The 21,119-nt window shown below is 53.9% G+C and carries 17 protein-coding genes; 7 read left to right on the top strand and 10 right to left on the bottom strand.

Annotated features, from left to right (window positions below; all coding sequences use genetic code 11):
* Window positions 1-256: 256 nt before the first annotated feature.
* Entirely contained in the window at window positions 257-1,360 is a 1,104-nt protein-coding gene (gene asd, locus J9880_RS08770) for an aspartate-semialdehyde dehydrogenase (protein ID WP_095923863.1), read from the bottom strand.
* Between the two features lie 221 nt (window positions 1,361-1,581).
* Between asd and J9880_RS08765 the strand changes: the two genes are divergently transcribed.
* Window positions 1,582-2,175: a YhgN family NAAT transporter gene (locus J9880_RS08765; protein WP_095923864.1), complete on the top strand. Its 594-nt coding sequence runs from the start codon at window positions 1,582-1,584 to the stop codon at window positions 2,173-2,175.
* A 63-nt stretch (window positions 2,176-2,238) separates the two neighbouring features.
* On the opposite strand, the gene gntT is transcribed toward J9880_RS08765, so the two are convergent.
* Window positions 2,239-3,555, bottom strand: a complete 1,317-nt coding sequence (gntT, locus tag J9880_RS08760; RefSeq protein ID WP_095923865.1) for a gluconate transporter — start codon at window positions 3,553-3,555, stop codon at window positions 2,239-2,241.
* A gap of 246 nt (window positions 3,556-3,801) precedes the next feature.
* Here gntT and J9880_RS08755 point away from each other — a divergent pair, with 246 nt between their 5' ends.
* Window positions 3,802-4,317: a gluconokinase gene (locus J9880_RS08755; RefSeq protein ID WP_119825365.1), complete on the top strand. Its 516-nt coding sequence runs from the start codon at window positions 3,802-3,804 to the stop codon at window positions 4,315-4,317.
* 120 nt (window positions 4,318-4,437) lie between these two features.
* Here J9880_RS08755 and gntR read toward each other — a convergent pair whose 3' ends face one another.
* From gntR to J9880_RS08730, 5 genes are all read right to left on the bottom strand, one after another.
* A complete protein-coding gene (gntR, locus tag J9880_RS08750; protein WP_232770453.1) occupies window positions 4,438-5,433 on the bottom strand; it encodes a gluconate operon transcriptional repressor GntR in 996 nt (331 codons plus the stop codon).
* Between the two features lie 105 nt (window positions 5,434-5,538).
* Entirely contained in the window at window positions 5,539-6,456 is a 918-nt protein-coding gene (locus J9880_RS08745) for a LacI family DNA-binding transcriptional regulator (protein ID WP_119825367.1), read from the bottom strand.
* Between the two features lie 13 nt (window positions 6,457-6,469).
* Window positions 6,470-7,852: a glycoside hydrolase family 1 protein gene (locus tag J9880_RS08740; RefSeq protein ID WP_232770334.1), complete on the bottom strand. Its 1,383-nt coding sequence runs from the start codon at window positions 7,850-7,852 to the stop codon at window positions 6,470-6,472.
* 46 nt (window positions 7,853-7,898) lie between these two features.
* Entirely contained in the window at window positions 7,899-9,227 is a 1,329-nt protein-coding gene (locus tag J9880_RS08735; RefSeq protein WP_095923869.1) for a PTS sugar transporter subunit IIC, read from the bottom strand.
* A complete protein-coding gene (locus tag J9880_RS08730; RefSeq protein ID WP_133823090.1) occupies window positions 9,224-9,547 on the bottom strand; it encodes a PTS sugar transporter subunit IIB in 324 nt (107 codons plus the stop codon). Before J9880_RS08730 ends, J9880_RS08735 begins: the two co-directional genes overlap by 4 nt.
* A gap of 401 nt (window positions 9,548-9,948) precedes the next feature.
* Here J9880_RS08730 and J9880_RS08725 point away from each other — a divergent pair, with 401 nt between their 5' ends.
* The gene (locus J9880_RS08725) at window positions 9,949-12,663 is read left to right on the top strand and encodes an autotransporter family protein (RefSeq protein ID WP_232770333.1); all 2,715 of its coding nucleotides are present in this window, start codon (window positions 9,949-9,951) and stop codon (window positions 12,661-12,663) included.
* 62 nt (window positions 12,664-12,725) lie between these two features.
* Here J9880_RS08725 and J9880_RS08720 read toward each other — a convergent pair whose 3' ends face one another.
* Complete coding sequence (locus J9880_RS08720) at window positions 12,726-13,421, bottom strand: pirin family protein (RefSeq protein ID WP_232770332.1); 696 nt, start codon at window positions 13,419-13,421, stop codon at window positions 12,726-12,728.
* Window positions 13,422-13,684: 263 nt separating this feature from the next.
* On the opposite strand from J9880_RS08720, the gene J9880_RS08715 reads away from it, so the two are divergent.
* Both J9880_RS08715 and J9880_RS08710 read left to right on the top strand, forming a co-directional pair.
* Window positions 13,685-15,535, top strand: a complete 1,851-nt coding sequence (locus J9880_RS08715; RefSeq protein WP_232770331.1) for a hypothetical protein — start codon at window positions 13,685-13,687, stop codon at window positions 15,533-15,535.
* Between the two features lie 511 nt (window positions 15,536-16,046).
* On the top strand, window positions 16,047-16,556 hold the full coding sequence (locus tag J9880_RS08710; RefSeq protein WP_095923875.1) for a GNAT family N-acetyltransferase: 510 nt from the start codon (window positions 16,047-16,049) through the stop codon (window positions 16,554-16,556).
* Here J9880_RS08710 and J9880_RS08705 read toward each other — a convergent pair.
* Window positions 16,553-17,779, bottom strand: a complete 1,227-nt coding sequence (locus J9880_RS08705; RefSeq protein WP_131693664.1) for an MFS transporter — start codon at window positions 17,777-17,779, stop codon at window positions 16,553-16,555. The genes J9880_RS08710 and J9880_RS08705 overlap by 4 nt on opposite strands.
* A gap of 198 nt (window positions 17,780-17,977) precedes the next feature.
* Between J9880_RS08705 and J9880_RS08700 the strand changes: the two genes are divergently transcribed.
* Window positions 17,978-19,678, top strand: coding sequence for a lysophospholipid acyltransferase family protein (locus J9880_RS08700; RefSeq protein WP_195817617.1), 1,701 nt, complete (start codon window positions 17,978-17,980; stop codon window positions 19,676-19,678).
* Window positions 19,679-19,824: 146 nt separating this feature from the next.
* Here the strand turns inward: J9880_RS08700 and J9880_RS08695 are convergent, their stop codons facing one another.
* Window positions 19,825-20,091 carry a hypothetical protein gene (locus tag J9880_RS08695; RefSeq protein WP_119825386.1) on the bottom strand — a complete coding sequence of 89 codons (267 nt, stop codon included), beginning with the start codon at window positions 20,089-20,091 and terminating at the stop codon, window positions 19,825-19,827.
* Between the two features lie 135 nt (window positions 20,092-20,226).
* Between J9880_RS08695 and J9880_RS08690 the strand changes: the two genes are divergently transcribed.
* Window positions 20,227-21,111 (top strand): LysR substrate-binding domain-containing protein, encoded by an 885-nt coding sequence (locus J9880_RS08690; RefSeq protein WP_095923879.1) that lies wholly within the window; start codon window positions 20,227-20,229, stop codon window positions 21,109-21,111.
* Window positions 21,112-21,119: the final 8 nt, after the last annotated feature.

Here is a 21,119-nt window from a genome sequence, read left to right as displayed (position 1 = left end):
GACGCTTACGCTCACAATTTCCAAATAAGTGCTTATTTCAGCTTCTCAAAGAGGCAGAGCTCTTCTACTAAGCATAGACAAAGGTTCGAAAAATCAGCGTGAAGAAACTGAGGAATTTTTCGCAAAATGAAATTCAGAGAGTTGCGCTGGAAAAAGGCGGATAAAGGGTGAAGTGAGGGATGGCAGATACAAAAACGGGACACCGTGCTGGTGTCCCGTGCGAAATCATCTCAAAGAAAACAGGGCAGTTTTCCCGTCAGAGTAAGATCCTTAACATGCGGCGCAACGGCTCTGCCGCGCCCCACAGCAGCTGGTCACCGACGGTGAACGCAGACAGATATTGCGGGCCCATATTCAGTTTACGCAGACGGCCCACCGGGGTGTTCATGGTGCCGGTGACCGCCGCCGGTGTCAGTTCACGCATCGACAGTTCACGGTCATTCGGGATCACGCGAACCCAGTCGTTATGCGACGCCAGCATCTGTTCGATTTCCGGGATCGACACGTCTTTTTTCAGTTTCAGCGTGAACGCCTGGCTGTGGCAACGCAGCGCGCCGATGCGCACACACAGGCCATCCACCGGAATAATGTCGGAAGTGCCGAGGATTTTGTTGGTTTCCGCCTGACCTTTCCATTCTTCTTTGGTCTGGCCGTTATCGAGCTGTTTGTCGATCCACGGGATCAGACCGCCCGCCAGCGGAACACCGAAGTTATCGGTCGGCAACGTGCCGCTGCGGGTCAGCGCCGTCACGTTACGTTCGATATCCAGAATGGCGGAGGCCGGGTTTTGCAGCTCTTTCGCCACGCTGTTATGCAGCATGCCCATCTGGGTCAGCAGTTCACGCATGTGACGCGCACCGCCGCCGGACGCCGCCTGATAGGTGGCAACAGACGCCCACTCGATCAGGTCATTGGCAAACAGGCCGCCGAGCGACATCAGCATCAGGCTGACGGTACAGTTACCGCCCACAAAAGTTTTAATGCCTTTGTCGATGCCCTGGTGGATCACGGCGCTGTTCACCGGGTCGAGGATGATTATCGCGTCATCTTCCATTCTCAGAGAGGATGCTGCGTCAATCCAGTAGCCGGACCAACCGATTTCACGCAGCTTCGGATAGATTTCATTGGTATAATCGCCGCCCTGACAGGTGATGATAATGTCCAGTGCGCTCAGAGCGTCCAGATCATAGGCATCCTGCAAGGTTCCAGACTGACCCGTGAAAGAAGGCGCGGCCTGACCGTGCTGAGAGGTGGAGAAGAATACCGGACGGATAGCGTCGAAATCGCGTTCTTCAATCATGCGTTGCATGAGTACAGAACCGACCATTCCACGCCAGCCAACGAAACCTACATTTTTCATAATATCTGTCCTGCCCTGAGGGTGATAACTGCTTAAAACGGCTCGAACGCGCGCCTGCACTAAGAGAGTGCCTGTTTTGCTGCACTGTGCCCCGTTAACGCGCGGGTCTACCACCTTACAAAATGCACCAAAAGTGGCAAGTGAATTTAATCAATAGTGCAGCCTTTAATAGCAGCACGACTTATAACAGGCGTTTTAAGCCGAATTATTCTGAGGTAGTCATGACCGAAATGATTTCAGCAACCATATTGCTGTTTTTAATTATGGATCCGCTGGGCAACTTACCGATTTTCATGTCGGTATTAAAACATCTCGACCCGAAACGCCGCCGTGTGGTGTTGATCCGCGAAATGCTGATCGCCCTGATCCTGATGCTGATTTTTCTGTTCGCCGGGGAAAAAATCCTGTCGTTCCTGAATCTGCGCACCGAAACCGTGTCGATTTCCGGCGGTATTATTCTGTTCCTGATTGCCATCAAAATGATTTTCCCGTCGGAAGAGAAAAGCAGCAGCGGCCTGCCTGCCGGTGAAGAACCCTTCCTGGTGCCGATGGCGATCCCGCTGGTCGCCGGTCCGTCGATCCTCGCCACGCTGATGTTGCTTTCGCACCAGTACCCGAATCAGATGAGCCACCTGACGCTGGCCCTGTTTATCGCCTGGGGACTGTCGATGGCCATCCTGTTGCTGTCCAACCTGTTCCTGCGCCTGCTCGGCGACAAAGGCGTCAGCGCCCTCGAACGCCTGATGGGCCTGATTCTGGTCATGCTCTCAACGCAAATGTTCCTCGACGGGATCAGGGCGTATTTGAAGATTTAGCGACAACAGGAAACGAAAAAGGCGAGCCATCTGGCTCGCCTTTTTTATGCTAACAATATGCCGTCAGACGACCATCGACAGCAGCAGGCATCCGCCCAGACCACACAGGGAGATGATGGTTTCCAGCACCGACCAGGATTTGAAGGTTTCGACAATGCTCAGGTTGAAGTACTCCTTGAACAGCCAGAAACCCGGATCGTTGACGTGCGAGAAAATCACGCTGCCGGAACCGACGGCGATCACCATCAGCTCAGGACTGACGCCGGTGGTGGCGATCAGCGGCGCGGCGATACCGCCTGCGGTAATGGCCGCCACGGTGGCGGAACCCAGTGCGATACGCAGCACGGCGGCAATGGACCAGGCCAGCAGGATCGGCGACAGGTTGCTGCCGTGCATCAGGGCAGCGATATATTTTTCAATCCCGCTGTCTACCAGCACCTGTTTGAACGCCCCGCCACCGCCAATGATTAACAACATCATCGCGATGATTTTGATGGAATCGCTCACGGTCGCCATCACTTCATCCATCTTACGGCCACGGTTGAGGCCGAAGGTGAAGATAGCGATCAGCACCGCAATCAACGTGGCCATTACCGGGTCGCCGAAGAACTCAGCATACGCCAGCACCGGATGGCCTTTCGGCAGGATCATTTCGCAGACCGCGCGGAATGCCATCAGGATAACCGGCACCAGTGACGTCGCCACGCTGACGCCAAAGCCCGGCATCTCTTCTTCCGTGAAGGTTTTCGGGTTGAACAGACCTTCCGGCACCGGTTTGTCGATCCCTTTCAGGAAGCGTGCATAAACCGGACCGGCCAGGATCACGGTCGGCACCGCCAGCAGTGAACCGAACAGCAGGGTTTTACCCATATCGGCATGGAAAATGGTGGCAATCGCCGTCGGGCCAGGGTGCGGAGGCAGGAAACCGTGGGTGACGGATAACGCCGCGGCCATCGGCACACCGACGTACAGCAGTGGCAGACGCGCTGCCGCCGCCACGGTGAAGACCAGCGGCAGCATCAGCACGAACCCGACTTCATAGAACAGTGCAAAACCGACGATGAAACCGGTCAGCACAATCGCCCACTGAATGTGTTCGCGACCAAATTTTTCGATAAGCGTGGTGGCGATACGTTGTGCGCCCCCGCAATCCGCCAGCATTTTACCGAGCATGGCCCCGAAGCCCATGATCAGCGCCAGACTTCCCAGCGTGCCGCCCACCCCGTTTTTGATCGAGGTGATGACTTTATCGACCGGCATTCCCTGCATGATCCCCACCGCCAGCGCGACGAGAATCAGTGCAATGAAGCCATTAAGCTTAAATCGGATCATAAGTAACAACAGCAGTGCGACACCCACCGCTACAATAACTAATGGCATATTTTTCCCCTCATGCTGTCACGGCGGTATGTCAAAAAACCGGGTGACGCATTGTTTTTAATTTTCAAGATGTTGTAGGAATTAACAGTGCAACGGGTACAGACCGCGACCGCTAAAACAGCAGTGCATTCCTTTGTGATATTAGTCACATCTCCATTTGTTACCGGTATCATGATACCGGTAACATGCTAATATTAGGACTCACTACGCAGTCAAAATGTTCATTTTGGGATAGAGATCATACTTATGGCAGGACAAAGCATCATTCTGATGGGCGTGTCAGGCAGCGGTAAATCCACCGTCGGCGCGGCACTGGCCCGTGAAATTAACGCGAAATTTATCGACGGCGATGATCTTCATCCCCGCGCCAATATTCAGAAAATGGCCAGCGGCACGCCACTGAACGACGACGACCGTGCGCCGTGGTTATTGCGCCTGAATGACGCGGCCTACAGCCTGCGCCATAAAAATGAAACCGGCATTATTGTCTGTTCTGCGCTGAAACGCCGCTACCGCGACGCGCTGCGTAAAGACAACGAAGGCATGGTGTTCATCTACATGAAAGGCAGTTTTGATGTGATTGCCGAGCGCCTGAAAGCCCGCGCCGGACATTTCATGCCGACCGATTTACTGCGCAGCCAGTTCGATGCCCTCGAAGAACCGGGCGAAGATGAGCCGGATGTGTTGCGGGTGAATATCGATCACAAACTCGATGGTGTGGTGGATCGTTGTATCGCGGCTTTGAAGACGGTACAGAAGTAAGACTTTCTCCTCCCCCTGCGAAGGGGGAGGTCGGGAGGGGGTTTTAATGGCAGCGCTGTCTTCTGCAAAACCCACACCCCATCCCAGCCTTCCCCTCGTGAGAGGGGAAGGAGTAAAAGATCAGATACTTCCACCCGCAGATATCGTAAATCCGACATCTACCATCCTCGGTACTACTTCTTCGCCACGTAATCTTGCCAGCAGGTGTTCAGCAGAAATCTGCCCCATTCTTTCGCGCGGCGTGAGTACGCTGGCCAGCGGCGGCTCCATCGCCTGTCCCATGTTGTGTCCGTGGAAACCGGCAATCGCCATTTGGGACGGGATTTTCAGCCCCTGACGCTGGCATTCAAAGAACGCGCCCGCCGCGAGGTCATCGTTGGTGCAGAAAATACTGTCGATTTGCGGCCAGTCTTTTTGGGCCTGACGCAGTAATTCCGCCCCACCGCTGTAACTTGAGGAACGGCTGGTCATCACGCTGTACGGCTCCAGCCCGGATTCGCGCATCGCCTGCTCGTACCCCTGCTGTTTGATAATGGTTCGTTCGTCCTGACGGGCGCCGAAGTACACCACATGGCGGTGCCCGTGCGCGATAATTTGCTGGGTCATCTGCCGTGCCGCTTCGAAGTTATTAAAACCCACCGCCAGATCCACACACGGCGACACGCAGTCCATCATTTCCACCACCGGAATACCGGCCACTTCAATCATCTTCAGCGTTCGCGCCGTGTGATGGCGTTCGGAAAGAATAAGCCCGTCAATATTGTAGGAAAGCAGCGAGGTCAGACGCTGTTCTTCGCGCTCCTGACTGTAGCCGTAGTGTGCCAGCATGGTCTGGTAGCCGTGAATATCGGTCACGCTTTCGATGCCGCGCAGTACTTCCGCGAACACCTGATTGGTCAGCGACGGCAGCAGCACGCCGATGGCGCGGCTTTTGGCGTTAGAAAGAATGTCCGGGGCGCGGTTGGGGATGTAACCCAGCTCATCGAGCGCCGCAGAAATCTTTTCCTGCAACGCGCCGGAAACCTGTTCAGGATTGCGCAAATAACGGCTGACCGTCATTTTGGTGACGCCCACTTTATCGGCAACATCCTGGAGTACGGGTCTTTTTTTCTTGATATTCATCAATGAGATGGTGCCGCTGAAAGGTTAAGGGATCAGAGTGTGATGTTAGCAAACAATCGCGCAGGCGGATATCCGTTGCTGCGCGACATGAGAGGTTTGTCAGGAAGGGAGGGAAAGCTGGCCGCGAACCGGTGCGCTGAGGCCGGCAGAAAACTGCCCGGCCAGCAGCGCCATGGCACGTTGCGCCAGTGTTTCCAGCGGATATGCAATCGCCGGAACCGCCGAAACCCCCGGTGGCAACGTGCTGCCGAGGCTGAAGACCATCACGTTTTCGGGAACGCTGCGCCCGTGCTGCATCAGCTGACGAAGCGCATCCTGCGCGGTGGCGTCGTCCGGCACCAGCAGCGCGTTGAACGGCACGTTCTGCGCCAGCAACTGTGTCAGCGCCTGCGCGCCGCTGTGCACCAGCCGCCGGTCATAAGGCAGCAGAAATTTCTCCAGCGCCAGATGATAACCCTGAAGGATCTGCCCTGCCGCTTCCTGACTTTCCGGATTGATCAGGGCAATCTGTCTGCGCCCTTGTTTCAGCACATACTGACAGGCAGTTTCGGCCGCGAAGCTGCGGTCAAAATGAATGCTGCGCTCTGAATCCGCATCGAGACAGTCAATGGTGATGACGTTTTCGGGCAGTTTGGGCAACGCAAAACGCGCGCCGATCACAATCATCGCATCGCACAGGCCGCGGCCAATTTCGTCCACAGAGTGCGTCAGGCTCGCCGCGTCGGTGGCAAAGCGCAGCAACAGATACTTCTGGTTCAGCCGTAATTCTTTTTCCAGCGCGTGAAGATAACCGGTGGACTGGTTAATGTTTTCCGTCGCACAAATCACCCCGATACAGCCGGTGGATTGCGTGGACAGCGACTGCGCGATCACGCTCGGTTTGTATTGCAGCGTTTCCACCGCCTGCATTACGGCCAGGCGGCTTTCCTCTTTCACACCGCGGCTGCCACTCAGGACACGGGACACCGTCGCTTTCGACACCTTCGCCAGCCGCGAAACGTCGTTAATGTTTGCCATGTCTTTCCTTGTGTTAATCGAAACCGTTATTTTTAGACACCGCCGCAAACCATTCGCCGCTTTTCTTCACGGTACGTTTCTGCGTTTCCAGATCCAGCTGAATGAAACCATACCGGTTTTTATAGGCATTCATCCATGACCAGCAATCAATAAATGTCCACATGTGATAACCCAGACAGCCGCTGCCTTCCTGTAAAGCACGATGCAGCCATTTCAGATGCCCGCTGACGAACTCAATGCGGTAATCATCCTCAATGCGGCCATCCTTTTCAAAGCGCAATTCATGCTCCACGCCCATGCCATTTTCGGAAATGAAACAGCGCGGATTGCCGTAGTTTTCGCGCAGATTGGTGAGGATATCGTAAATGCCCTGTTCGTAGATTTCCCAGCCACGGTGCGGGTTCATTTTACGGCCCGGCATCACGTAGTTATCGAAGAACCATTCCGGCATAAACGGACTTTCCGGATTCACCATACTGTCGCGACACTGAATGCGGCGCGGCTGGTAATAGTTGATGCCGAGTAAATCTACCACGCCCTGCTGCAGCAGTTCTTTATCGCCCTGCTGACACGCCGGAAGCTGATCGTGCTTTTTCAGCAATTCCACCAGTTCCTGCGGATATTCACCGCGCAGCGCCGGATCGAGAAAACTGCAGTTAAACATCAGGTCTGCAATGTTGGCGGCTTTCAGATCGGCCGGGTTTTGCGAACGTGGATAAGACGGCGTCAGGTTGAGGATAATGCCGATTTCGCCGCTGAGATGGCGGGCGCGATAAGCTTTCACCGCCAGCGAATGCGCCAGCATGGTGTGATACGCCACGGTGGCCGCCCGTTTGAAATCCACCACGTTCGGGTAATGGAAATCATACAGATAGCCGCCTTCCACCGGCACGACCGGTTCGTTGAAGGTAAACCAGTGCTTCACGCGGTCGCCGAACAGTTCAAAACAGGTATCGGCATATTTTTCATATGCCTGCACCACGTCGCGGTTTTCCCAGCCGCCGATTTCCTGCATCGCCATCGGCATATCGAAGTGGAACAGATTGATAAACGGCTGCACACCCTGCGCCAGCATTTCGTCGATCACCTGATTATAAAACGTCACCGCTTCCTGATTCACGTCACCCCTTCCGTTGGGGATCAAACGCGCCCAGGAAATCGAGGTGCGAAACGTGTTGTGATTCAGCTGTTTCAGCAGGGCGATGTCTTCACGCCAGTTCTTGTAAAACGTGGAGGTCTCCTGCGGGCCGACGTCGTTGTGAAAACGTGTTGGCTGCTGTGAATACCAGTGATCCCATACCGTCGCGCTTTTGCCGTGGCTCAGTGTTTCACCTTCCGTCTGCGGCGCTGAGCTGGCACTGCCCCACCAGAATTCTTTTGGAAATGCGTATTTCATCGTCATCCTCGCTGTCCGTTAGCTTTACGTTTTTAACTGTGAATGGTTAAGAATTCGCCGGCACGGCATTGCCCGCCGTCTGTGCCGTGGCTTTTTCCGCTTCCTGTTTCAGCAACGTACGTTCATAGGCTTTCAGGAACGGGTAATACATTACGGCTGATAACACCATACAGAACAGGCACATAATTACCGGACTGAATGCCCAGTTTGCGGCCCATGACGCACCAATCGGCGCAGGTGTTGTCCAGGGTGTGAGCGAGACCACTTGTGCAACCCAGCCCAGTTTGGTGGCGGTGTAGGCAAAGACAGCGTTAAGCATCGGCACCAGCGTGAACGGCAGGAAGAACACCGGATTCATGATAATCGGCGTGCCGAACAGGATCGGTTCGTTGATGTTAAAGAAGCTTGGCACCACGCCCATGCGGCCAATAGTGCGCAGGTGCACAGCTTTGCTGCACAGCAGTAAAATCGCCAGCGGCAGGGTCGAACCGACGCCGCCAATCAGCAGATAGTGATCCCAGAATCCTTGCAGATAAATGTGTGGCAGCGGCGCGCCGGCCTGCAATGCGGTCTGATTCAGCGCCAGATTGGTCATCCAGAACGGGTTCATGATGCCGGTGACAATCAGCGCACCGTGAATACCGGCAAACCACAGCACCTGGCAGATAAATACCGAGATCAAAATCGCCGGCAGGGAATCCGAGGCGGACACCAGCGGTGCCAGCAAATGCATGATCGCTTCAGGAATAATCATGCCGGTTGTCGACTGAATAAACAGGTTCAGCGGATGTAATGTGGCGACAATCACCACCACCGGGATCAGGATTTCAAACGAACGCGCCACGCCGGTCGGCACTTCTTTCGGCAGGCGGATGGTGATGTTGCGGCGTTTGAGCAGCGCATACACTTCGGCGGCATAAATCGCCGTCAGAATGGCGGTAAAGATGCCTTCGCCGGAAAAATATTGGGTGGAGATTTGCTTGTCATGGTACGGCGCGGCGACCAGCAGAAACGCCATAAAGGCCAGCAAACCGGTCATGATCGGGTCGAGTTTGTAATGCTTGCCGAGACTCGCCCCGATGCCAACGGAGATGAAGAAGGTCATCACGCCCATGCTCAGATACCACGGCAGCATCAGCTGTTCGCGGTATTTCAGCGACAGATCCAGCCAGCCGCGCGCGAAGCCCCAGGTGGTGTCCGGCGAGAAAGGCGGGAAGATAAACACCAGCATGAACGAGCCGATAATCATAAACGGCAGCGCGGCGATAAAGCCGTCGCGGATGGCAATGACATGCCGCTGTTGGCCGACGCTGCCCGCCAGTGGCGTGATGTGTTTTTCGATGACGTTAACCATCGCCTGATAGAGACCACTCATACGCGGCTTCCTTCCCGTGCGATCAGGCCGTAAGCGAAGTCCAGCACGTTGTCGCCGCGCTGCATGCCATAATCCATCATGTTGATGGTCTCGACCGGAATATTAAATTCTGCGGCTCTTTTGGATAAATCAGCCTGCATGTAACGCACCTGCGGCCCGAGCAACACCACCTGATAATCACGGAATTTTTCGTCAAATTCGCTGGCACCGAAGGCATCGATCTGCACTTCTTCGCCGCGCTCTGCCGCCACTTCTTTCATTTTGCGCACCAACAAACTGGTCGACATCCCCGCCGAACAACAAAGCATGATTCTTTTCATTTTGCTTCACTCCCAGATGATTTATGTTCTGCCCGTTTCTTCTTGCTGAGGGTATTTGAGGCGTTATGGAAACCGGTTTCCATGCCTTCAGGGGAAATGTGCGAGCCTGTTCATAAAATTTCATGCCGTTTGTCCGGCGATGTGAAATGTTTCACATTTTGCGTAAATGTCTTTCGCAGAGAGAAAAAGAGCAGCTAAGGGAAAATGCCGCCTCACAATTATCACCGCACTCTCACACCGGGTATCATCCCTCTGATTTATTCCGCCAATAAACAACATAAAACCCTATTAATCTCACCGGCGAAAAACAATGAAAAATTGATATTGAATGATTTTATGCCCTGAGGATTAATGAATACATTGTCCGGCATTCACCGCTTATTATCTTTAAGGAATGCCTGATGCCGGCGTTTAACACCTGTAAAATAACACGATGTATTCTGCTGGCGTGTTGCCTGCCCAATATTGCCGTCATGAGCGCCAGTGCGGCAAATTACACCCTGCCATTGCTGCTGACGAACAATCAAAAGCTGACCTTTTCCACCAAGGATAACGAAAACATCGTTGCTGATAACCCGCTGATAAAATACGGGATCATGGTCAATAACGGTGCACAACTGACGTTCCTGGCTAACACGTTCAACGCGTCCGGCAGCCAGCTTGGCTCCTCGCTTGTCGCGCAAAATGGCGGTGTCATTAATATCGGAAAAGATTCCGTGATTAATCACAACAGTCAGTCCGGGGAAATTTCCCATGCGGTAACGATACAAGATGCAGGCAGTGTTTTAAATATCAACGACGCGACCCTTAATTCTAACAGTGCGGCAGTGGTGATTAATAGTAACGCCACGGCGAATATGATTAATGCCACCGTTAATGCCCGTAATGCGGACAATGCCTTGGAAGTGAATAATGAGTCCACACTGAATGCCGTTGGTTTAACGGTGAATCATCTGGGGGGAACGTCCAATAGTTCGGCCATTGTTATCAGTAATTCTGATGCAACATTACTGAATACGTCACTTTTGTCTCAGGTTCGTCAGGGAATAACGATCGAAGGTTCCAATGAACGTTTTTCAAATGTCACTTATGAGCGCGGCACCATCATCACAAAGAGTGATCAAAGCAATGCCGTGATAGTGGACTTCGGTAACCTGAAAATGAGCGATGTCGATATCGAAACATCCGGGCAATATGCCAACGGCATGATGGTAGAAAACGGCAGTAATGTGCAGATCAGCGGTGGCTCCATCACCACTCAGGCCCCCATGACTAACGGGATAACCGTGATCGGTGCCAATGATCTGATACTGGAAAATGGAATGCGTATTTCTACGCCAGGTGATACTTCTAAGGGTATCGACCTGCAAGCCGCTCCGATGACGGAGAATGAATTACAAAAACTTCGCCTTGATAATTCAACCATCACCAGCGGCAATGTCGGCATCAGCAAGATTTACGACGGTAATGCTCAATTGGTCATCGATAACGCCACCCGTATTTCAGGCATTAACGCGGCCATGACCTTTGCCGGCAACGGCACCACCACGGTGAATGTCAGTGATCAAAGCCAGATTATCGGCAACATTATCAATGCCACCACCGCGAAAACGAACATGACGCTGGACGCCTCCGTACTGACCGGCGCGGTGCAAAACCTCAGTTCGCTGTCGCTGAATAATCAGTCGGTGTGGAATCTGACCGGCGATTCCGTGCTGGGTAATGTCTCGATGGATAACAGTCTGCTGAACTTCACTCAGCCTCAGCAGGACAGTTTTCGCACGCTGACCGCGAATACGCTGTCCGGCAACGGGGCATTGAACCTGAATACCCGGCTTGGCAGTGATGATTCCCCGACCGATTTACTGCACATTACAGGCAACGCCAGCGGACAATTTGGCGTGCTGGTCCGCAATACCGGCGGCAGCGGTGCGCTGACGCAGGGCGACGGCATCCGGCTGGTGCAGGTGGATGGCACTGATACGTCCTCGCTGAAACTGCTGAAAAAAGTCAGCGCAGGGGCGTTTGATTATTACCTGTATAAAGGCAGCCCGACCTCGTCGAAAGACTGGTATTTACGCACTTATCTCGAGCCGGTGCCGCCGCCGGAACCGGTGCCTGATCCGACACCTGACCCGGATCCGACGCCCGACCCGACACCGCAGCCCACGCCTAAGCCGGTGATCGCCTACCGGACGGATGTCGTCGGATATATTGCTTCGCCCTTCCTTAACCGGCAGTACGGTTTTAACTCGATGGGGTCTTACCATGAACGTACCGGCGACAGTGTGAAACGCAGTCAGGACGGGACCTGGGGGCGCGTCGGCGGGTCGCATGATAATTATGATGTTGGTCGTTTCAGTTTTGACAGCGACATTCGCTATATCCAGATCGGCAAGGATTTGTATCAGGATGACACGCCGCGCGGCAACACGGTGCATGCCGGGGTGATGATTTCGCTGGGCGATCAGAAAACCGGCAGTTCGGACAGCGCACGCAGGCTGGTCGGGGAATCCGCCGATACCGGAGATGTGTCGACCGATGCTTACGGCGTCGGGGGCTATTACACCCTGAAAACCAACGACGGCGCGTATCTGGATTTTGTCGGACAGATTACCGATTACCACACCGATTTCCACAGTGAAAACGATGCCAAACAGGACGGGTACGGTGTGGCGTTGTCAGCCGAGAGCGGCATTCCGTTGGCGATAACCCAAAGCTGGCGACTCGAACCGCAGGTGCAGGTGATTTATCAGTATTTGCATATGAAAGGGTTTAATGACGGCATTGCCACGGTAGACAAAACCACGGACAACAGCGTTCAGGCGCGGGGCGGCTTGCGGCTTTCGCATCAGCCACAGGCCGGTCAGCCCAACATAACGCCGTACCTGAACCTTGATGCGGTATCGACATTCAGCGATGCGCCGGCCGTCACCATCGGCAGTACCCGCATTTCGCCTGATTTCACGCAAAGCACCTGGAAGGCGGGCGGCGGGATCACCGCGCCGGTGAGCAAAAACGCCACGTTTTATACCAGTGTGAGTTATACGCGGGGCTTTGACGGTAAACAGGAAGGTTACCGGGGCAATATCGGCATTAATGTCAGCTTTAAATAATGAATTCAGGACGCAAAAAAGGCGATGCCATTGCATCGCCTTACGTTTTGAATCACCTGTGATCAGGCCGGCGGCAGGTCAAACAGCAGGATTTCGCTGTCCTCATCGGCGTGAACCGACAGTGCCGTTTCATCCCAGATCGCCAGCGCATCGCTCGCCCCGGCTTTCTGGCCGTTAATGGAAACCGTGCCTTTCACCACCTGGATCCACACGCGGCGTTCAGCCTGAATCTGATAAACAGACTGTTCGTCTTTTTTCAGCGCCCAGCGGGACAATTCCATATCCTGGAACACTTTCAGCGAGCCATCACGGGCATCCGGTGAAAGCACCAGCTGGCGACCCTGCGGCGCATCGAACATGCGTTGTTCATAACGCGGTTCCAGCCCTTTCTGGTTCGGGATAATCCAGATCTGATACAGGTGCAGTTTACGGTCGCTGTTGCCGTTGTACTCAGAGTGCGTCACGCCGGTACCGGCGCTCATAATCTGGAATTCACCGGCCTGAATCTGCTCTTTGTTGCCCATGCTGTCCTGATGTTCCACGGTGCCTTCCAGCACGTAGGTCAGAATTTCCATGTCTTTATGCGGATGCTTACCAAAACCCTGCCCCGCGTCGATGAAATCTTCATTGATCACCCGCAGCGCGGAGAACCCCATAAACTGGGCATCGTAGTAATCGGCGAAAGAGAAGGTATGCCAGCTTTCCAGCCAGCCGTGACTTGCGTGACCGCGTTCTTGTGCTTTGCGTAAGTAAATCATGTTCAACTCTCCTCAATGTTTTCTCTAGTCTAGTCAACGGCTGAGAATAAGAAAGCGTAAAAACTTCACTCCTCTGTTCAAAAAATATGAACAAATGCAGGTGACGCATTCCAAAGGATTTGAAGAAAATATCGAGCAGAATAACCTCCTGATAAATACAGCATCCGTTGTGCCAGCCCGTACAGGGCCGCATATTGTGGTTGAAAACACGGAGATATAACAAAATAAAGTGGCTCACCCCTGAGCCTCAAAAGGATCCCCTCATGAAAACAGTCAATTCTGTCTCCGCATTGAAGAATCTCAAAAATCATCTGGATCATAATATTTTTGTTAATGGTTATTTTCAGGCCGGTGACGGCGGCGGCGGCCATTATCACTGGGACAATGACTGCGATCTGCCCGCCAATAACGGCACCGTGATCAGTTCTGACCATTCGGCCAACGGGCGCTGGCGGCTTATTCATCAGGGCGTGGGCGATTTCCGCACTTTCGGCATTCTCAATGCCGATCAACCCGCCGACGATGCGCTGGATGCGTTAGTGAATGATCCGGCAATGACACAGATTCTGGCGTTCACGGAATTGCTCTTTCAGCGCCGCCATCGTTTCTCCCGTTCAGATATCACGCTGGATTTTCAGAACAACCGCGTTTTCACCACCGGCATTGCCAGCGCACCGGCCAATGATCCGTTTGCTGCCGTGCTGTTTTTCCAGGGCAGCGTCACCGGCACCCCCGTCACCTTCACGCTGACAGAAACGTTGCAGGAGCAGACGGATATTTTCCCGGTCGCCGACTCGTCACTGTTCAGCGTGGGCGACTGGTATGCGGTTCAGGTGGCACCGGTGAAAGGCGCGGCAGAGCGCGAGCTGCAAAAGCTGGTGGAAATCATCGCCATTCCTGACAGCACGCATATTCAGATTAGCTATTACAACGGCTGGGAACTGCTGGCGGGCAGGGTGATCAGCTGGCAAAAAGTCGAGCCGGTGGAATTCGTCACCATCAAAAATATGCAGTTCTCCGGCGCGGGAGAGGATCAGCTGACCGGCAGTCATCCGTTGGCATTTGAATACGCGGTGTACGCCAATGTGGCAGGCATTCATTCAACAGGTTCTTTCTGGCCGGTGGTGATGCGCCGCTGGAATACCCATTATCTGACGCAGCAATGTTCCCTTATCAATCCGCCAAATACCGCTTTTGGTGGTGCCGGTTATCTGACGCAGCAAATCTATTGCCTGTACGGTCATGTCAGTGATTGCAGCGTCGCAAATGCGCGGCATTTAAATGATTTCACCGCATCGGCGTACTGCCTGGTCGAAAACTGTCACGCCAGCGGACAGAGCGCGGAAAAAGGCCCGTTCGTCACGCACGGTCAGTACGAACACGATCTCACTTATACCGGCAACTCCGGCCTGATGACCTTTGCCAATTCCGGTGCCACCTGGGGAGGCAGCGCCAAACGTATCAATGTACGCAAGCACGTCTGCCCGTGGTTTGTCGCGCGTTCTGCCGTCAGCGAACTGACGCTGGAAGATCTGGTGGTGATCGCCAATGAGACGATCCCGCAATCCGGGATGTTGTGGGTGAATGCCGACGGGTTGCAGATGACCGGCTGCACCGCCGATCGCACGCTGATCATCAGTCAGGCATCGCAACGCGCGGCGCGCCCGAACGTTATCCGTCAGTGTCAGTTTTCCCTGCAAGAGGACGGTGCGCCAGTGGTGCAGAGCAACGTGACCGCCGCGATCACCTTTACCGATACGGTGTTTAACGACATCAACGGGCATTCATTTGACAGCACCGCGCCGCTGAATTTTGTCCGCTGTATCTTCAATGCCACCCCGGAATTTGCCCCGCTCATCCTGAAATCCGCCACGCTGTCGGTTCAGGCGTCACAGTTTAATCAGGTTGGCTTCACCCTCTCCGGCACCGCGCCGAAGCAAATCGATATTCTTTCCTCAACGCTGACGCAGGCAACATTGGATTTCACCGACGTCACCGCCCAACCCGCCAGCTCACTGATGTTTCTCAACAACCGCCTATCCGGCAGCACCGTCATCGCCCAGCCGCCCGCCGGAGATCGGGTGATATGGCAGCAGAATATGAGTTTTCCCTGAAGCAGGATTTTTCGAAAGAATGTGAGTCGCAGGAACGCGGCCAGCGAGCGACCCCATAATATGAAAGGAAATTTTTTCGAAATAGTTTGAGTTGTGGACAAATCTGCCGGGAGCAGATTTGAACGCTGCTTGCAGCGGCCCCTTCAGGGGCGAGGCCCAAGGATGGGCCGAGTAAGGCGGCAAGTAAGCGAATCCCCGGGAGCATACACAAGTATGTGACCGGGGTGAGCGAACGCAGCCAACGCATCCACAGCTCAAAATATGAAGAAAAAAAAGCCAGCACATAAGGCTGGCTAAGTAATACTGGAAGCAATGTGAGCAATGTCGTGCGCTCATTGGGGACCCGTTTGACCTTGGTGTGAGGCCATCCCCGGAACGCATGGCAATAATAATCATTATCATTCGCACTTGTAAAGCATTATTTTTCACCGAACATTCGATTGACAGTTTTCCTTTTCCTGATAAATGTAGAGGATATTCAAACAGTAACCACAAAAAGAGGAGTGTCGCCATGAGCGAAATAGTCATTCGTCACGCTGAAGCCCGGGATGCAGAGGCGCTTCAACACCTATACGCTCAGGTTCCTGTTTTCAGCGACACCCTGCAACTCCCTTACCCGCCTGCCACGCTATGGGAAGACCGGCTTGCCAATGCCGCGCCCGGCCGGTTCGCGCTGGTGGCCTGTATCGACGGCAAACTGGTGGGCAATCTGACCCTGATGGTCGAGCAGCCCTGGCGACGCCGCCATGTGGCCACATTCGGTATTGGTGTGGATACGCAATTTCAGGGAAGAGGCGTCGGCAGCGCGCTTATCGCCGCCGCCCTGGAGCTGTGCGACAAATGGCTGCATGTGACCCGCGTCGAGCTGACGGTCTATGCCGATAATGACGTGGCGATCGGGCTGTATAAAAAGTTCGGATTCAGCGTTGAAGGCCTCAGCCCGTGCTACGCGATGCGCGACGGCGAACTGGTGGATACGCTGCATATGGGGCGCATCCACGGCGTCCGCTCACCGGCTTAATCTGTACTGACCGTGGCGCGGGTGTCCTGCGCGGGCTGACGTAACAGCAACCGCACCACCAGCGCCATCGCGATTAACACCAGCAGCGCCGAGCCGGGATAAATCGCATCGATTCCCGCCTGCGTCATCAACACCCCGGCCAGCGGCCCGGTGATCCCCAGCGATAAATCGAGAAAGGCCGAATAGGTCGCCAGCGCGCTGCCCTGATTTTCCTGCGGCAATTTTTTGACTGCCACCACGCCCAGCGCCGGATAAACCAGCGAGAACCCGACGCCGGTGATGAACGCCCCCGCCATTGCCGCCCACGCCGTCGGCGCGAAAAACACTATCATCAGCCCGGCGATTTCCACCACAAAACAGGCCAGCGCCACGCGCAATCCGCCAAAACGGTTGATGCTGTTGGGCAATAACAGCCGCATACCGACAAACGCCACGCTGAAGAATGTCAGGGAGAACGCCGCGCCCGACCAGCCTTTGGCGGCGTAAAACAACGTGATGAAGGTGGCGATCACGCCAAAACCGGTGGAAGCCAGCGCCAGCATCATGCCGTAGGGCAGTATTTTTCCTAACACCTGACGGAACGGGATTTGCGTCGAGGCTTTGCCGGTCACCGGCGGTTTGCGCCACGCCGTGATCAATGCTGCCAGCGCCACCAGAATGATGCACAGTGACAGCAGGCTCAGGCCACCGGCGCTGAAAATCAGCACGCCGAGCGGCGCACCCATCGCCATCGCGCCGTACGTCACCACCCCGCTCCACGAAATCACCTTGCCGATATGCAGGGATCCGACCACGCTGATGCCCCACAGCGTCGACCCGGTGCCGGCAAAACTTTGCCCGGCACCGAGCAGCAACCGCCCCAGACACAGCAGCGCCAGACTGACCGCCGGTGAGGCGTCAAACCACAGTGCCAGCAGATAAAACACGCCACTGAGCAGACAGCCGCTCAGCCCGAACATCACCACCCTTTTTGGCCCGACTTTATCCGCATAACGCCCGGCATACGGACGGCTCAGCAGCGTCGCGAAGTATTGCAGGCTGATCACCAGCCCCGCCCAGAACGCGCTATAGCCGAGGTGTTCATGCACATAACCCGGCAGGATCGCCAGCGGCAGGCCGATGGTCAGATAGTTGGCAAAGTTAAACACCAGAATGGAGAGGATGCGCAGCGTGGTCTTTGAGGAACTGGCGGACGTCAGGTCGGGCGAAGCAGGTTCAGGCATGGAAATCAGCGTCTCACGAAAGAAGGTTCAGGCGTGTTACGAAGCCGTAAATGAGTCTTTGACTTTATTAGTAATTGATTACTTTCGCAACAAATTGAACCGTTGTTTTACTCAGCCTTCGACGTACTGCCATCAAAGTGACACATCACTGTCATCGGCGCTGATTATGGTCGGGAGACTTCAACCGGAGGACATCCTATGTTCAGCATGGATACCCTGTTTCAGGATCTCGACCCGCAGCAAAAAACCCCTTCCTGGCAACGCCGTCTGTTAAAAATCCTGTTCCGCGAAAAAGAGTTCCACCGCTTTGCCGACCAGTACCGGCACCTGAAAGGGATTGATATGGCCGAGCAGGTGCTTGAGCATTTTGCCATCCGCTGTGAACTGACCGAACGCGACCGGGAACAAATCCCGAGTTACGGCCCGGTGGTGATTGTGGCGAACCATCCGATCGGAACGCTGGACGGACTGGCGCTTCTGCACGCCGTGGCGTCGGTGCGTCCGGACGTCAAAGTGGTGGCAAATCAGTTGCTGTCGCTGGTCTCGTCGCTCGGCAGTCTGATGATCCCGGTGGATAACATGGGCAACCGCACGCGGCGCAATCAGGTGACGCAAATGCAGGAGCATCTGGAAAATCAGGGCGTGCTGATTGTGTTTCCGGCGGGCGAAGTCTCACGAATGAGCAGCAAAGGCGTGCGCGACGGCAAATGGCACACCGGTTTTATCCGTCTCGCCGCCAAAGCCCGTGCGCCGGTGGTCCCGGTGCATATCAGCGGCAGCAACAGCGCGCTGTTTTATCTCAGCTCAATGATTTACCGACCGCTCAGCACACTGCTGCTGGTGCATGAGATGTTTGGTCAGCGCGGCAACAGCCTGACACTCAAAATTGGCGCACGCATCCCCTACTCAGGCTGGCACGACGGCCAGATGCAGGCGGGCGATCTGGCGGCACGTTTCCGCAAACATCTTTACCGTCTCGGCGCGGGCAAGCCGGGGTTGTTCCATACCGAAACGTCCATTGCCCGTGCGGAAGACCGCGCGGTGCTGAAACACGCACTGGAAGCCAGCGAAGTGCTGGGCAAGACGCCCGACGGCAAGATGATTTATCTCTACCGCCGCCACGGCGAAGACACCGTGCCGATTTTGCGCGAGCTGGGGCGTTTACGTGAAATCGCCTTCCGCGCCGTAGGTGAAGGCAGCGGCCGCCGTCGTGATCTCGACGGCTATGATGACGATTATTATCACCTGGTGTTATGGGATCCGCAGGCGCTGGAAATTGTCGGCGCTTACCGGTTTATCCCCACCGCAGAACACGTCGCCAGCAAAGGGCTGAACGGAATCTACAGCCAGAGCCTGTTTCAGTACGGCCATCAGATGGATCCGATCCTGGCGCAGGGTATCGAACTCGGACGCAGCTTTATTCAGCCCGCCTACTGGGGCAAGCGCGGGCTCGATTATCTGTGGCTTGGTATCGGGGCGTATCTGGCGAAATATCCGCAGACCCGTTATCTGTTCGGACCGGTGTCGATTTCCGGCGGTATGCCGTTGCCGGCTCGCGATCTGCTGGTGGCGTTCTACCGGCTTTATTTCCCGCCGACGCTGCCGCTGGCGACCTCACGACGCCCTTATCCGGCCTCGCTGCCCGACGTGCTGGCACAGTTTTGCGGTGATGACTATCAGGAAGATTTACAGCGCCTGAAACGCCTGCTGGCGAATCTCGGATGCAGTATTCCGGCACTGTATAAACAGTATTCCGAACTTTGCGAAACCGGCGGCGTGCAGTTTATTGATTTCGGCAGTGATCCTGAGTTCAGTCACTGCATCGACGGGCTGGTGCTGGTGGACCTCAGCCAGTTAAAACCGGCCAAATTTGAGCGATATATTGGGGTGCATCACTGACGCTGCTGGCAGCGTGATTCACAAAAAAAAAGGGCGCAAAAAATTGCGCCCTTTTTATGGCAAAACCATTCACCACATCAATATATATAACCAATATATTCTCTTCGCATATTTTGGTTATTTTATTGCAATGATTTTTCGCTTGTTTAGTAAATTACGCCATTTTCTTCCAGCAATTTTTGCATTACCCTTATTTCTTCTTTATAGACAAACCGCACCTGATTCCCACCGGAATATAGGCTCTGTTCGTCAATAAAGGCCAGGCAGGGAAAGGAGTCCGGCACAGATTCAGTGAGAACCTCTTCTAATTCTTCATCAGTGAAGATCGAAGCATTCAAAGGGTTATGGTTGATATTTAAAAAATCTTCCATAAACCATTTCTCAAAATTGGATTTATCAGTCAGGACTTTCATCACACCTTCTTTTCATCAGTTCGGCCATGGGTGTTATTAGGCATTTCACTGGCCGGATACTCAATAGAGTTTTTTCGAAGTCGTGATTTGAAATATTTTCATTACCCACCTTATGCCTTTGATTAGAAAGAAAATATGAACAATAAATTTGACTATAACCTCATAAAAACCCTGGTTCTGATCTTTGAAACAAGAAGCATGACAAAATCCGCACAGGCGCTGGGCATATCATCGCCCACACTGACCTATGCATTAAATAAACTGCGTGATTATTATAATGATCCGTTATTTTTCAAATCCGTGAAAGGACTTAAAGCCACGCCGCTCGCGAACCAGCTTTATCCTTCCTTTAAGAAGATTGACGAAGAAATATCGCATTCCGTGATGATCACGACGGATGTAACCCCTGAAATCTCTAATGTTATTATCCGCACCAACACGATGATTGAATATTATCTGATGGATAAATTATTAGAAAACAACAGATTTCCGGAAGAACTTAATTTTACATTTAACAACCGCATCATGCTCGAAGATCAGCGGGTCACCGCGCTGGTCTCCCGGGAAGTCGATATTGATATTGGTTCCGCCATTAGGCTTAACCACTCGTTTATTTCGACCAAAATCGCCCAGTCGCGGATCATCGGTTTGTGCCGTGACGGGCATCCGCGAATTAAAAATAAGCTCAGCAGCGAGCAATGGATGGCCGAAGAACATATTGTACTCAGCTCTGCCGAGACCAATGCTTATCTTCCTGAAAAACTTTATGGCCTGTCCCATCAGAGAAATATCCGTTATCGCTCTAACTCGTTGCTCAATATGCTTTATTGCATTGAGAAAAGTGATTTTGTTATGTTTTTCCCGGCGTTTCTGCTCAAACATATCCCGGCACATCTCGCCCTGCGCAGGGTAGAAATCCCCTGGATGGAAGAAGATACGCTGGATATTTATGCCTATATTCACAGCAAGGCGAAAAATGATGAGCGGCTGGAAAGAATTATCCAGCTATTGAAACAGTAGATAATCAT

Source organism: Rahnella victoriana (genome assembly GCF_021276285.1).
GTDB classification, from domain to species: domain Bacteria; phylum Pseudomonadota; class Gammaproteobacteria; order Enterobacterales; family Enterobacteriaceae; genus Rahnella; species Rahnella victoriana.
This window is presented reverse-complemented; position numbering and strand designations above follow the sequence as displayed.

What these genes read in the sequence shown, in the direction of transcription:
- asd (WP_095923863.1), bottom strand. Translation starts at nt 1,360, where the DNA reads ATGAAAAATGTAGGTTTCGTTGGCTGGCGTGGAATGGTCGGTTCTGTA.
- J9880_RS08765 (WP_095923864.1), top strand. Translation starts at nt 1,582, where the DNA reads ATGACCGAAATGATTTCAGCAACCATATTGCTGTTTTTAATTATGGAT.
- gntT (WP_095923865.1), bottom strand. Translation starts at nt 3,555, where the DNA reads ATGCCATTAGTTATTGTAGCGGTGGGTGTCGCACTGCTGTTGTTACTT.
- J9880_RS08755 (WP_119825365.1), top strand. Translation starts at nt 3,802, where the DNA reads ATGGCAGGACAAAGCATCATTCTGATGGGCGTGTCAGGCAGCGGTAAA.
- J9880_RS08745 (WP_119825367.1), bottom strand. Translation starts at nt 6,456, where the DNA reads ATGGCAAACATTAACGACGTTTCGCGGCTGGCGAAGGTGTCGAAAGCG.
- J9880_RS08740 (WP_232770334.1), bottom strand. Translation starts at nt 7,852, where the DNA reads ATGAAATACGCATTTCCAAAAGAATTCTGGTGGGGCAGTGCCAGCTCA.
- J9880_RS08735 (WP_095923869.1), bottom strand. Translation starts at nt 9,227, where the DNA reads ATGAGTGGTCTCTATCAGGCGATGGTTAACGTCATCGAAAAACACATC.
- J9880_RS08730 (WP_133823090.1), bottom strand. Translation starts at nt 9,547, where the DNA reads ATGAAAAGAATCATGCTTTGTTGTTCGGCGGGGATGTCGACCAGTTTG.
- J9880_RS08725 (WP_232770333.1), top strand. Translation starts at nt 9,949, where the DNA reads ATGCCGGCGTTTAACACCTGTAAAATAACACGATGTATTCTGCTGGCG.
- J9880_RS08720 (WP_232770332.1), bottom strand. Translation starts at nt 13,421, where the DNA reads ATGATTTACTTACGCAAAGCACAAGAACGCGGTCACGCAAGTCACGGC.
- J9880_RS08715 (WP_232770331.1), top strand. Translation starts at nt 13,685, where the DNA reads ATGAAAACAGTCAATTCTGTCTCCGCATTGAAGAATCTCAAAAATCAT.
- J9880_RS08710 (WP_095923875.1), top strand. Translation starts at nt 16,047, where the DNA reads ATGAGCGAAATAGTCATTCGTCACGCTGAAGCCCGGGATGCAGAGGCG.
- J9880_RS08705 (WP_131693664.1), bottom strand. Translation starts at nt 17,779, where the DNA reads ATGCCTGAACCTGCTTCGCCCGACCTGACGTCCGCCAGTTCCTCAAAG.
- J9880_RS08700 (WP_195817617.1), top strand. Translation starts at nt 17,978, where the DNA reads ATGTTCAGCATGGATACCCTGTTTCAGGATCTCGACCCGCAGCAAAAA.
- J9880_RS08695 (WP_119825386.1), bottom strand. Translation starts at nt 20,091, where the DNA reads ATGAAAGTCCTGACTGATAAATCCAATTTTGAGAAATGGTTTATGGAA.
- J9880_RS08690 (WP_095923879.1), top strand. Translation starts at nt 20,227, where the DNA reads ATGAACAATAAATTTGACTATAACCTCATAAAAACCCTGGTTCTGATC.